The organism is Rhodococcus jostii NBRC 16295, from assembly GCF_001894825.1.
In the GTDB taxonomy this organism is placed as follows: domain Bacteria; phylum Actinomycetota; class Actinomycetes; order Mycobacteriales; family Mycobacteriaceae; genus Rhodococcus_F; species Rhodococcus_F jostii.
The window spans coordinates 109900-122582 of record NZ_BCWY01000023.1 but is presented as its reverse complement, the minus strand read 5'-3'; the positions used below and the strand labels follow the sequence as shown (position 1 = coordinate 122582).

Genomic DNA, 12683 nt, shown 5'->3' with positions numbered 1-12683 from the left:
GGTCCGCGGTCGGGTAGGTGGGCAGGCCCTCGACCATGACGATGGTGGCACCGAGTTGCAGCGGCCCGGTCATCAGCAGCGGGCCGACCAGCCAGCCGAGGTCGGTGATCCAGGAAACCACATCGTCGGCGTGGACGTCGAAACCGTACGCGAAGTCCACCGCCGCCTTCACCCCGAAACCGCCGTGCGAGTGCACAATGCCCTTCGGTCGGCCCGTCGTCCCGGACGTGTACACGATGGTCAGCGGGTCATTCGCCTCGGTCGGCGCGGTCTGCACCGGTGCCGGGTTCGGGTCCAGGGCGTCGAAGTAGACATCGCGGCCCGCGCGCATCGCCACATCGGTACCGAGGTGACGGAGAACGACGACGGTGCGGACCGACGGCGCCGATTCGAGCGCCTGATCCGCGGTCTCCTTCATCGGCACCGGCTTGCCGCGCCGCGTCGTGCCGTCCGCCGTGATCAGCATGACCGCCTCGGAATCCTGCAGCCGGGTGGCCAGCGCATCCGGCGCGTATCCGGTAAAGGTGGGCACCGAGATCGCTCCGATCATCGCGATCGCCAGAAACGCCACCACCGCCTCCGGGACCGCGGGGACGAACAGCACCACCCGATCCCCGCGCGCCACGCCGAGCTGGGTCAGGTTCGCCGCGAACCGCCGCACCGCACGGTCCAGTTCGGCGTAGGTCAACGTGCGCCGTTGACCGCTGTCCCCCTCGTAGACCACCGCCGTCTTGTCCACGAGTTGGCCGACAGCGTGCCGGTGCGCGCACAGGTTCCCGACATTGACGTGCCCGCCGGGAAACCACCGCGGGAACGGCCTGCCGCCGGACTCGTCACGGACCCGATCGAACGGTGCGTCGAACGTGATCTGCAGATCCTCGACGACATTTCGCCAGAACCGTTCCGGGTCTGCAGCCGCGGACCGGTTCAGCTCGTCGATGGTCCTGTGTCCCCAGCGCCGCATTGCCGACAGCAACCGGCTGCGCTCGACAACCGTCTCACTCGGCATCCACGCATACCGCTGCGCGGTCTCGTCCTGCTGACTCTTCGTCATACCCGTTCCTCCTCGACGCGTGCGACCGGTTACGCGCTGACCGATTCCGCCGCCGTGCGCTTGAGCATCAGACCGGACCGGCGGCACTCGCACACCACCTCGTCACGCTGGTTGATGCCGTAATGACGGAACTGAACGATGCCGGAGTCGTTACGGCTCTTCGACTCCCGCTTCTCGAGGATCTCGGTGCGCACCCGGATGGTGTCACCATGGAACACCGGCTTGGGGAACTTGACGTCCTCGTAGCCGAGGTTGCCCAAGGTGGTGCCCTGCGTGGTCTCGGGCACCGAAATACCCGAGACCAGTCCCAGGATGAACAAGCTGTTGACCAGACGCTGCCCGTAGATCGAACCCTTGCTGTACTCCGCATCCAAATGCAACGGCGCCAGGTTCAACGTCATCGTGCTGAACAGAACGTTGTCCGTCTCCGTCACGGTGCGGCGGGTCGGGTGATCAATCACGGCACCCGGCTCGAGCTCTTCAAAAAACAGACCGGGCATGGGAAGTCCTTTCGATTTCGGCAGCACCGCTGCTGCCGGTGTCGGTACGAAGTGCGCGGGTTGCGCACTATGTGTTGCGGTAACAGTGTTTTCACGACCATGGGGTTCAAACCCGTTCACTGGCCGTTTCGGCGGAGCTCTCACGGCTCGAGTTCGTACCGCTCCGCGCCAGTACGCGCTTCTTCTGGTCGAAGAGCACACCGAGGACGACGAGCAGCGCACATGCCATGAGCAGGAGGGAGACACCCCAGGTGGCGTGTCCAGGGGAGAGGGTGACGATCGTCAAGGCCGCCAGCGGGGCGAGACCGCCCGCGATGGCACCACTGACCTCGCGTCCGGCCCCGAGACCCGAGGCTCGCACGTCGGTGGGGAATTGCTGTGCCATGAAAGGACTCGATGCCACGATCATGATCGGGGCCAGGATGCCGGTGCCGAGGATCAAGATGGCCCAGATGAATACTGGCTTTCCGGTATCGAGCACCCAGAACATCGGGAATGCAATCAACAGAACGCTGACAGCAGCGAACAGCATGATCCGCCGGATATCGACCCGGTCACACAGCCTGCCCACCAGGGGCACCACGGCAATTGCCACCGCGCTGGCCAATGCGACGCCGAACGACCCCACGTTCGCCGGCACATCCTGGAACTCACTGAGGTAGGAGAGCGAGAACGTCTTGAACGTGTAGGAAATCGCCGCGTAGCCCGCATAAACTGCCGCAACAACCAATAGCCCACGCCAATCGGATCGCAGCAGATCACCGAAGATCTTGCGGCTCCTACGTTGGGGTCGATCCGCTGCAACACGCTCGAATTCCGGGGTCTCCGGCATGTTACGGCGTATCCAATAACCGACTCCGACGAGCACGAAGCTGGCAATGAAAGGGATTCGCCAGCCCCAGCTGTACAGGAACTCGTCGCCGAAGCTGGTGACTGCGGTAACCGACAATGAGGCAGCCAGCAGTCCGATCTGGACACCGAGCGCAGGAAGCGAGGTGTACCGGCCCCGGGTCTTCGCACCGGCATGCTCGTAGGACACGGCGATGGCGCTCCCGAACTCGGCGCCCGCACCAAATCCTTGAATCACCCGAAGAATCACCAAGAGAACCGGTGCGGCGACTCCGATCGTTGCGTAGGAGGGCAACAGACCGATCAGACCCGAGGCTCCTCCCATTATCAAGAGGCTGAGCGAGAGCACTGTCTTGCGACCGATCTTGTCGCCCATGATGCCGAAGACGACCCCGCCGAGCGGACGGGCCAAGAACCCGACGGCGAACGTGGCGAATGCAGCCAAGGTGCTCCCGGCGGAGTTGCTCGACGGGAAGAACACCTGCCCGAAAACCAGCGCGGCCATGGACGAATAGAGGAAGAAGTCGAACCACTCCAGCGCGGTGCCGATCACGACGGCCGGGCCGATTTTCTTCATGGGTGTTGGCGGTATTGCCTGTCCGGGAGCGTCTCCTGGCTGCGACATCGATTCGATTCCTTTCGGGTGCTGAGTCATTGCGTACCTTGCGACTGCTTGATCGCGTCCGTGGTTGCCAGTTTCGCGATCTCGTTCGCGTTGAATCCCCAGTCGCGCAGGGCTTCGTCGGTGTGCTCCCCGGGCCGCGCTGCCGGGAGGGTGACCTGTCCCGGGGTGCGCCCGAAGCGCGGCGCCGGCGCCGCCTGCAGCACGCCGTCGAGCGGGACGAATGCCGAGCGAGCGACGGCGTGCTCGTGTTCGAGCGCCTCGTCGAGGGTCAGGACCGGGGAGAAGCACGTCTCCAGCGCCTGCAGCCTCGTCACCCATTCTTCGCGGGTCCGGGTCCGGAAGATCTCGGCGAACCGCTTGCGGGTGTCAGCCCAACCGCTCTGATCCATCTGATCCGGCAGCTCGTCCAGGGACAGCCCGAGCGCCTCGACCAGCACCGCGTAGAACTTCGGTTCGTTTCCGGCCACCGCCACCCACAGGCCGTCCGAGGTCTCGTAGGTTCCGTAGAACGGCGCGCCCCCGTCGAGCCGGTTGGTCTCGCGGCGGTCGTGCCACGCATCGATCTGCCGCAGCCCGTGGAACATCGACCCCAGCAGCGAGGCTCCGTCGACCATGGCCGCGTCGACGACCTGGCCCTTCCCCGAGCGGGAGGCCTCCAGCACGCCCGCGACGATCCCGAACGCCAGCAACATCCCGCCGCCGCCGAAGTCGCCGACGAGGTTGAGCGGCGGAACCGGACGGCCCTCCGGCCCGATGGCGTGCAGCATTCCGCTCAGCGCGAGGTAGTTGATGTCGTGTCCGGGTACCTGGGCCAGCGGACCCTCCTGGCCCCAACCGGTCATCCGCCCGTACACCAGGCGCGGGTTCCGGGCCAGGCACTCCTCGGGGCCGATGCCCAAGCGTTCGGCGACCCCGGGCCGGCTGCCCTCGATCAGGGCGTCGGCCTGTTCGACCAGCCGAAGGACGACCTCGGCACCGTCGGGGTTCTTCAGATCGACTGCAACCGAGCGCCGGCCGCGCCGGTTGACGAAGTCGATCGCACGCGCACCGTCGGGCTGCGCACCGACGTGGTCGGCCCGGTCGATACGCAGGACCTCCGCGCCCATGTCGCTCAGCATCATCGCGCACCAGGGGCCGGGACCGATTGATCCGATCTCGACGACCTTTATCCCGTTCAGCGGTCCCATGTCAGTTGTGCTCCTTCTGCATTCTTGTTCAATCCCGTCCGTGGGCGGGACCGGTAACTAGTAGATATTTGGGATCGCGTTCAGCACGGTGGCTGGTCCGCGGCGGACAACCCGATTCGTATGCAGGGCGAGCACGTCGTCCTCGTTGTATCCGATCTCGCGGAGGACCTCGTCGGTGTGTTCGCCGAGATCGGGTGCGTAGCCGCGTGGGCCTGTGTCGGCGTGGGCAAATCGGATGGGGTTGTTGGGAGCGCGGTAGCTCCCGTGCGTCGGGTGGGTAAGACTGATCACCGCGTCGTTCGCGACGACCTGCGGATCCTCGAGTGCGTCCTCGAGGCGGTGAATCGGGCCACATGGCACCCCGGCGGCTTCGAGGTCGATCAACCAGGAATCGGCTGGGCGTTTGTCGAAGATGGTCTGCAGCCGTTCACACAACTCTCCGCGGTGCTCGATCCGCCCGGTGTTGGTCCGGTATTTCGGGTCGCGGAAGTCGCCGTACTCATCGAGCATCGGCAACAGCTTCTGCCAGAACTTGTCGCTGAGGCAGGCCAGGACGAAGTACTTCTGATCCGAACCGAGGAACGGCTGGTATGGCACGAGCTGCGGATGCCCCCCTCCCTGCGGGCGGAACGGGACCCTCGTCTTGTCGTACACCGTGATGTAGTTCGCGAACGTCGCCACCTGACCGTCGAGCAGATTGATGCTGATCTTGTCGCCGTGACCGGTTCGGTCACGCAGCCGCAGCGCCGCGCACACGCCGAAGCCGAGGAGGAAGGATCCGACGAAGTCGGCGATCGGAACCCCGACCTTCACCGGACCTCCACCGACCTCCCCGGTCACGCCCATCAACCCGCTCAGTGCCTGCGCCAGGATGTCCATACCCGGCTGGTGGGCGCGGGGCCCGGTTTCTCCGAAAGCGGTGATAGAGCAGTAGATCAGGCGGTCGTTGAGTCCACGCAAGGTGTCGTAATCGATGCCCATCCGCTCGACGGCGTCCGGCCGGAACGCGACGACGAAGACGTCGGCGTCGCGGACCAGACGGGTCAGCACTTCGTAGCCCTGCTCGCTCTTCAGGTCCAGCGCGATGGATCGCTTGCTGCGATTGACTCCGAAGAAGTAGGCGCTCTCACCCTCACCGAAAGCGCTGTCGACATACCGGAAGCTGTCGCCTTCGAGGGGTTCGACCTTGATGACATCGGCGCCGAGGTCGCCGAGAAGTGAAGTGCCATAGGGACCGGCCCCGACCTGAGACAGGTCGACAACCCGTACACCGGTCAACGGGAGGTTGTCACCGGCGCCGGCCGGACCGTTCGCCCGGTCGTTGTTCTTCGACATCGCGAGCTCCTTGTCGTGAAGTGGTTCGGTTGCAGGAACCGCGAGGCCGGTCTCAGGTCGGTCCCGGGCTGGATTCGCAGTGGTTGTCAGGCCTCACCAGCCGCCGAAGGACAACCCACCGTTGACACTTACCGTCTGCCCATTGATCTGTCCGGCTTCGCCGGAGACCAGGAACGCCACCACGTCGGCGACCTCGTCGACCGTCGGCGGCCGCCCCTGCGGGAATCGTTCGGCAGCCTTCGCGAACAGCTTCTGCTGGAAGTTCGGGTTGGAGAAGATGCGATCCCAGGACGGCGTGCCGGACGTGAGCGTCATGGCGACGCTGTTCACCCGGATCTGCCAGCGGGCGAACTCCTTGGCGAACACTTTGGTCATCAGGATGTAGGCGGCACCTGCCGCGCCCATCACCGATTCCCCGGGGGTTGGGTGTCGTGCGGCGTCGGTGGAGAGCATGACGATCGAGCCACCCCGGACGCGCAGTGCCGGAATCGCGGCATGGACCGGGAAGAGCCGGGGGTACAGGCGCGAGTTGAACGCCGCCTGGATCTCCTCGGGGGTCATCTCCGCGAACGGTTTCGCGCCGGGCTGCCCCTCCGCGCCCGCACTGATGACAATGTCGAGAGCGCCACCGCTCCGTGCGGCGGCCCGGTCGACGGCCGCGCCGATACTGCCGGCGTCTCCGGAGTCGGCGGCCTCGAAGTGGACGTCGTCGGATACCGCCTTCAGTCGAGCTAGTGCGTCCTCAGCACGTTCGGGGGTGCGCCCGGTCACGGTGACGCTGGCACCGGCGCGCGCCAGCCGGATGCCGGCCTCGAGCCCCACGCCGCCCGTGCCGCCGCTGATGAAGGCTGCTTTCCCTGCCAGCTCGTTCTGCTTCATAGATGTTCGCCTTTCGAGATTGTTGCCGCGACTTCAATGCCGCGACAATAGATTTCAGCTTCAGGAGGAGTAGCTCGCCCGCATCGTTGCGCGGTGTTCCGGTGCAGCAACCGCGATGAGGCGTTCCGCGCGCTCACGGAGAGTTGTCGCACGGAGATCGGCGATGCCGAATTCCGTTACCACGAGGTCAATGTCGCTCTGCAGCGACGTGACCGGCCCACTGAGCCTGCCGACGATCTGGCTGGTGTCCCCGGACGGGCTCGTGGCCGCCATCGCGACGATCGCGAGACCGGATTCGGCGAGCCGGGTGGCACGGAACGTGTCCACCTGGCCGCCCACGGCACCGACGTAGCGCCCCTTGATCACCTCGGAGTTGACCTGGCCGAGGAGATCGACCTCCAGTGCCGAGTTGACCGCGACGTAGGGGTTGCACTCTGCCATCGCGGCCGCGGGAAGCAGCTCGCTCGTCGGCACCAGCTCGATCGCGTCGCTGTCGCGGATGAACGAGTACAACTCGGGATCACCCAAAGCCATGCTCGTCACACACGCTCCTGCCGCGGTGTCCAGGGAGCCGGCCTTGTGCAGGTCCAGTAGCCAGTTGCCGACCAGGCCCGAGCGCACCCGCAATTGCTGGTGGCCGCGGAGCTCGGTTGCGATCGCGTCGGCCAACGCGCCGATTCCGAGCTGGATTGTGGCGCCGTCCGGGATGAGGGAGGCGACGTTGCGGGCAAGAGCCAGCTCGACTGCTGACGGTCTACGCGACGGCGTCCCCGCGAGGGGGCGGTCGGTGGTGATCGAGGCCGTGATCTGGGTGCGGTGCAGCCGCCACTTCGTCCGTGTCGACGGCAGATTCTCGTTGATCTCCACGAGGACGACACGGGCGGACTGCGCCGCCAGAGCCACGTAGTCCATGGTGGCGCCCAAGCTGTGGTACCCGTCCGGATCGGCCGGCGGTAGTTGCAGCAGCACGACGTCGACCGGGAGTCGCCCGCTGGCGACGTGCCGCTCGAGTTGGCTGTAGTGACATGGCAGGACTTCCATGAGCCCCTTGGCTGCCAACGGCCGCAAGGCACCATGCGCCGCATATCCGACAACCCTCGGCCGACCCGTAGTCACCTTCGCCCATGCATCGCTGAGGGAGTAGCCGCACACCGCGGTCAGCCGCTCACACTGGTGCGCCACCTCGATCAGCCGAGCGACCAGTTCCGGAGGTTCCGCGGTTGCCTGACCGATCACCACGGTGTCGCCGGGCCTGAGGTAGTCGGCCATGTGCAGGTCCGCCATCGGATTCGCCTGACGGAGGTCAACACAGGGTGCCGTGAAGCCGGCGGCGGTGCTGCGCGGGTGGAGATGGTCCTGCAGGTCACGCGGACACTGCTGTCGAGTGCTCATGGGCACTATCGTGCGCCGATGAGACTCCGATCACTTGGGGGCAAATACCTGAATACGTACCTGTACCCGGTTTGAGCTCACTTCTGGGTCTGGCCCCGCTCGGTCACCCACGCCGCGATCTGAGCACGTGAGCGGAAGCCGAGCTTGCTGAGGATGCGTTCGACGTGACCTTCCGCTGTCCGTTGTGCGATTACCAGTTTGACGGCGATGTCGCGGTTGCTCAGCCCACGTGCAACGAGTTCGGCGACCTCCGCCTCCCGTCGGGTGAGCTGAACGGGTTCAGAGGTTGAGGCGGCCCGCGGCGCTGAGGGTTGGCTCCGGCCGGCGACCGCGTACTCGACCGTCTCCTCGACCGAAAATGCGGCGCCTCGACCGAATGCAGCCTCGTACTGTGTTTCGCTCAGAGCTCGGTGAATCGCGTCGTCGACTGGTTCGGTGTGGAGGCTGCGGACGACGGCCTGGGGGAAGGGGGCCGCAGAACCACGCCATCTCGTATCGGCTGCGCCCCGCAGACAGGCGGCCCGCTCATAGTCCCCTTCGGATGTGGCCGCCCCGGCCAAAGCCTCACAACACATTGCGATTCCGGCGAGGAAGCCGACCGAATGGTAGAGGGTCAGGGCCTCACGCAGCCGTGTAGTCGCTCTTTCCTGCTTACCGTCCCGCCAGTCCTGGAGCCCGGCAATCCACAGGCCACTCGCGATGCGGAATGGTGAACCGTGCTCTGTGGCCAGTGCGAGCGAGGCCTCCGCGTATTCGGATGCTCGATGATCGCCCATACCGAACGCTGTGACGGCCGCCCGGTACAGGGCGTCACAGGCCCCGGCGGCGTTGCCGACCTCCTGACAAATAGCTGCGGCTTCTCGTGCGAGTTCGAAGGTTCGAGCACTGTCACCTCGGAAAAAGCTGGCTCGCGCGATGCTGCAGGCGGCGTCCGCGACGACTTGCTCGAGGCCCAACTGTTTTGCCAGAGCGCCGGACTCGATGGCCCGCTGCTCACCTTCATCGCCGTCGCCCATGAGCGATGCGGCATAGCTGCACGCCGCCAGGGCGCGAGCTCTGATCTCGCTCGCTTCGACATCATGGTCCAGTGCTGTGTTGAGCCACCGGTGCTCCTCGACGACGAAACTTGCTCCCACTCGATAGAGTTGGAGGGGAGCGGCTATCTCGAGAATTGCTGTGAAGTCGTGCAACTCGGTTTGGCAGAACTCCACTGCGGCACGGATGTTCGCGTGTTCCCTGCGCACCCGCCGCGACCACTCGAATTCACGCGGGCTGAAGTAGTCCGTGCTACCTCGGAGTGCGAGCGCACGGAAGTAGTTGCGGTGGCACAGTCGCACCGCTCGTTCCTCACCGGATTCGCGCAACCGCTCGGCGCCGAAGCCGCGCAGTAGCCCGAGCATTTGCAGCCGGGCCTCACGCCCGTGGGCCTCGCCGTCCCTGCTCACGATCGACTTGTCGACGAGCCCTGCGATCAGGTCGAAGACCTCGTGGCGGGGAACGCTGTCGCCGGCGCAGACTTCCTCGGCGGCGTCAACGGTGAACCCGTCCGCGAACACCGACAGTCGCGCCCACAGGATTTGCTCGGCCGACGAGCATAGGCGGTAACTCCAGTCGAGGGTCGATTCCAGTGTCCGGTGTCGCTCCGGTGCGGTGCGCAGTGTGCTCACCAGCACGTGCAACGAATCGTCGAGGCGGCGGAGAATGTCCTCCAGCGAGTAGGCCCGTAAGCGAGCCGCGGCGAGTTCGATCGCCAACGGAACGCCGTCGAGGCGTTGGCAGATCCCTGTCACGAGTGCCCGGTTGTCCTCGTCGACCGTGAAACCGGGAAGCGCCGTGGTCGCACGCTCGGCGAAAAGAGTGACGGCATCGGAACCCGCGGCAATCGGCCGATCGGGCATAGGCGTGGACAGCGGGCGGACAGGAAGCACCACTTCGCCCTCCACGCCCAGCACCTGTCGGCTCGTGGCCAGGATGCGGAGTGTGGGCACTGATGTGAGGAGAGTGCCGAGCAACGCGGCGACCGAGTCGACGATGTGTTCGCAGTTGTCGACGATCAGCAGCAGCTGCTTGCCCTGGAAGTGCTCGACAAGGTCAGTCACTGGGGAGGTCGTGGTATGGAACAGTCCGAGCGCGGAGCCGATGACCGACGGGGCCATCTCACCGTTGGCAAGATCGGCCAGCTCGACCAACCACGCGCCATCGGGGAACGAGCGACGCGCCTCGACAGCGATCTGACGCGCCATACGGCTCTTACCGATCCCACCGGGACCAGCCAAGGTCAGTAAGCGGGCGGTCCGCAGGAGCTGTCCTGCTTCGGCAAGCTCCCGGCGGCGGCCGACGAAGCTCGTGACCTCTGCCGGTAGGTTTCCTGGAACGCGCGCCGTCATGCTCGCATCGTGCCACCAGCCCGTGCGACTGTGAACCGGGTCGCCAGTTTCACTCTCTCTCGCTGTGGAATCGTCTGTACAGGACTCCCGACGAGGCCGATACACCGTGGGAGGAGGCGCCACAACGGGTGCCGTGTAGCCGGCCGGCAGCCTCCAGCTGGGGAGCCTTCGATCGGGATGCCGATGCGGCCCGTCGGGAAGACGAGGAGCCCGGTCAGCTGAGTTGCTCTTTCTGGACGCGCGTGTCGAGTTGGTCGGACTGAATGTCGTGAGACTGTTCGGTTGCCCAGGAAGCAAGGAAACGGAGAGCCTGATGTGAGCGGCTTCCAGGCGGTGCGGTCATGATCATGATGGATTGTTGCGGGTCGTGTGGGCAGGTGAGCATCTGCCAATCAAGAGTGATCTCGCCGGCTACCGGATGACGGAAGCGTTTGGTGCCGAAGGTCTTATGGGCGACGTTATGCGAGACCCACCAACGACTGAAGTCCTTGTCGTGGACGGACAGCTCCCCGACCAGGGCCTGAAGATCAGGATCGGTGGGCGCGTGGGCGGTGTCCATGCGGATGAATGCCACGCACTCGCGAGCGCTGTCTTCCCAGTCCACATAGAGATCCCGGATGCGCGGGTCGAGAAAGGTCAGGCGCAACATATTGCGGTCGGCGGACGGCAGGGCGGAAAAGTCGGTATAGAGGGCTGCGGCGAGCGCGTTCCAGGCCAGGATCTGCATGTGGCGTCCGAGGACGAGCGCGGGGGCATTGGTGAGGTTTTCCAATAGAACTCGGGTCTGGGCATGAACACGCTGAGCGGCGGATCTGCGTCCCCGGGCGATGTTGGGCTTCTTGGCAAGCTGACGGAGGTAGCTGGTCTGATCCGGGCTCAAACGTAGAGCTTGGGCGATCGCATCCAGTGAAGCGGCAGACGCACCGGACAGGCGCCCTTGTTCGATGCGGGTGTAGTAGTCGGTGCTGATCGAGGCGAGTTGGGCGACTTCCTCCCGTCGCAGACCAGGGACACGGCGATGGTCGGTGCTGGGCAGGCCGACATCGGCGGGGGTGACTTCGGCGCGTCGGGCTCGCAGAAATCTGCCCAGCTCGCTACCCGTGCTCTGGCGTGGGTTCATAGTTTCCGATTTTTCCTTGTCGGTTCAGTTCCTGGGAGGGCAAATTTCTCCCCTGGAACGCACACGCACCTCGGAAGTACGTGGCCCTGTGGCCGGCAACACGAGCAGACGATCGACCAAATGTTCGACACCCATATCAATTTCCGATGGTCAGGGAGTCAAGAGCCGACCCAACGGCGCCGTACCGTTTGCACAGTACGGCTACCGTCCGTGGAGCGAAGGCTGGAGGTCCGCTTGTCGTCCCTCTGACTCAGTTGGACGTGAGGTTCTCTCGGAAGAAGCCGGTCAGCTTCGTCACGACCTCCGGCACGTATTCCTCCTTGTCGTAGAGGTCGATATGGGTGGCACCTTCGATCCAGTACAACTCTTTCGGCTCGTTCGCCTTTTCGATCGCTTCGCGGCTGAAATACGCGGTATCGGCTTCCGTGCCGGCAATCATCAGCAGTGGGCGCGGTGAAATGAGATGGATGAGGTCATACGAGGAGTACTGAGCGATCTGATCGACGCTTCGGGCGACCCACCAGTTCGGGGAGTTGGGATGCTGGGCGCGAGGGGTCCGATAGTAGTCGCGTCCCTCTCGGTACAGAGTTGGCATGCCCTCCGCCTCCTCTTCTGTTTCAGGGACGACGCGCAGCAGACGGGGCTCCTTTCCGAGGGCTTCCTCGGTACGGTCCATCCCTGCCTCGTCGAGCATCCCACGGATGACGTCTTCGCTCTGGCCCCCGCCGAGGCCCTCACGGAACAGCGCCCCCATATCGGCGCCGCTGACGGTGGCTACGGCCTTGATGCGATGCTCGGTTTGGGCAGCGTACGGAACGTAGCCTCCAGACGCACAGATACCGAGAGCGCCAATTCGCTCTGGATCGACCTCGTCGCGTGTCGTCAGAAAGGTAACGGCACTCTTGATGTCCTCGGCACGGGCAAAGGGGTTTTCGAGGAAGCGCGGCTCACCTTCACTCTCTCCCTGGTAGGAGGCGTCGAAGGTCAATGCGACGAAACCCTCGTCCGCCAACTTGGTGGCGTAGAGGCCGGCGGTCTGTTCTTTCACGCCACCGAAGGGGTGGGACACGACGATCGCAGGACGACGCGCGCTCGTGGCGTCATCATCGGGGGTGTAAAGCTGCCCGGCGAGCATAAGCCCATTGCTTGGGAACTTGACGTCTGTTTTCATCTTGATCTCCTGGTGAGGGTGCAAACGAGTTCTCGAGGACCTCAGCGTGCAATTGATGGGCGCCGTAAGCATCTCGGCTGGCCACCTAATGAGCCTTGCACAGCCGCGAGCGGCTCAACAGGGGAAGTTTCGTCCAGGGAAGGGTCCTTCCCCCTCTTGCCGGAAGGTGTGCTCCTGCGACAAG

General features: G+C 64.9%; 10 protein-coding genes. All 10 read right to left on the bottom strand.

From position 1 onward, the window contains the following. The coding region (locus tag RJ1_RS16985; RefSeq protein WP_143169556.1) for an AMP-binding protein at window positions 1–1054 on the bottom strand (1054 nt) is incomplete at its 3' end. Between the two features lie 29 nt (window positions 1055–1083). Next, window positions 1084–1554: a MaoC family dehydratase gene (locus RJ1_RS16980; RefSeq protein ID WP_073361767.1), complete on the bottom strand. Its 471-nt coding sequence runs from the start codon at window positions 1552–1554 to the stop codon at window positions 1084–1086. A 106-nt stretch (window positions 1555–1660) separates the two neighbouring features. Beyond that, window positions 1661–3028 (bottom strand): MFS transporter, encoded by a 1368-nt coding sequence (locus RJ1_RS16975; protein WP_073361791.1) that lies wholly within the window; start codon window positions 3026–3028, stop codon window positions 1661–1663. A 26-nt stretch (window positions 3029–3054) separates the two neighbouring features. Beyond that, complete coding sequence (locus tag RJ1_RS16970; RefSeq protein ID WP_073361765.1) at window positions 3055–4215, bottom strand: CaiB/BaiF CoA transferase family protein; 1161 nt, start codon at window positions 4213–4215, stop codon at window positions 3055–3057. A gap of 57 nt (window positions 4216–4272) precedes the next feature. After that, entirely contained in the window at window positions 4273–5550 is a 1278-nt protein-coding gene (locus RJ1_RS16965) for a CaiB/BaiF CoA transferase family protein (RefSeq protein ID WP_073361763.1), read from the bottom strand. A gap of 93 nt (window positions 5551–5643) precedes the next feature. Then, window positions 5644–6429: an SDR family NAD(P)-dependent oxidoreductase gene (locus RJ1_RS16960; RefSeq protein ID WP_061698138.1), complete on the bottom strand. Its 786-nt coding sequence runs from the start codon at window positions 6427–6429 to the stop codon at window positions 5644–5646. A gap of 60 nt (window positions 6430–6489) precedes the next feature. Next, window positions 6490–7821, bottom strand: a complete 1332-nt coding sequence (locus RJ1_RS16955) for an acetyl-CoA hydrolase/transferase family protein (protein WP_083400578.1) — start codon at window positions 7819–7821, stop codon at window positions 6490–6492. A gap of 77 nt (window positions 7822–7898) precedes the next feature. Then, window positions 7899–10208 (bottom strand): ATP-binding protein, encoded by a 2310-nt coding sequence (locus RJ1_RS16950; protein WP_073361761.1) that lies wholly within the window; start codon window positions 10206–10208, stop codon window positions 7899–7901. Window positions 10209–10422: 214 nt separating this feature from the next. Beyond that, window positions 10423–11328, bottom strand: a complete 906-nt coding sequence (locus RJ1_RS16945; RefSeq protein WP_073361759.1) for a helix-turn-helix transcriptional regulator — start codon at window positions 11326–11328, stop codon at window positions 10423–10425. Between the two features lie 250 nt (window positions 11329–11578). Continuing rightward, window positions 11579–12499, bottom strand: a complete 921-nt coding sequence (locus RJ1_RS16940; protein WP_073361787.1) for an alpha/beta hydrolase — start codon at window positions 12497–12499, stop codon at window positions 11579–11581. Window positions 12500–12683 lie beyond the last annotated feature (184 nt).

What these genes read in the sequence shown, in the direction of transcription:
- RJ1_RS16945 (WP_073361759.1), bottom strand. Translation starts at nt 11,328, where the DNA reads ATGAACCCACGCCAGAGCACGGGTAGCGAGCTGGGCAGATTTCTGCGA.
- RJ1_RS16960 (WP_061698138.1), bottom strand. Translation starts at nt 6,429, where the DNA reads ATGAAGCAGAACGAGCTGGCAGGGAAAGCAGCCTTCATCAGCGGCGGC.
- RJ1_RS16975 (WP_073361791.1), bottom strand. Translation starts at nt 3,028, where the DNA reads ATGTCGCAGCCAGGAGACGCTCCCGGACAGGCAATACCGCCAACACCC.
- RJ1_RS16980 (WP_073361767.1), bottom strand. Translation starts at nt 1,554, where the DNA reads ATGCCCGGTCTGTTTTTTGAAGAGCTCGAGCCGGGTGCCGTGATTGAT.
- RJ1_RS16940 (WP_073361787.1), bottom strand. Translation starts at nt 12,499, where the DNA reads ATGAAAACAGACGTCAAGTTCCCAAGCAATGGGCTTATGCTCGCCGGG.
- RJ1_RS16950 (WP_073361761.1), bottom strand. Translation starts at nt 10,208, where the DNA reads ATGACGGCGCGCGTTCCAGGAAACCTACCGGCAGAGGTCACGAGCTTC.
- RJ1_RS16970 (WP_073361765.1), bottom strand. Translation starts at nt 4,215, where the DNA reads ATGGGACCGCTGAACGGGATAAAGGTCGTCGAGATCGGATCAATCGGT.
- RJ1_RS16955 (WP_083400578.1), bottom strand. Translation starts at nt 7,821, where the DNA reads ATGAGCACTCGACAGCAGTGTCCGCGTGACCTGCAGGACCATCTCCAC.
- RJ1_RS16965 (WP_073361763.1), bottom strand. Translation starts at nt 5,550, where the DNA reads ATGTCGAAGAACAACGACCGGGCGAACGGTCCGGCCGGCGCCGGTGAC.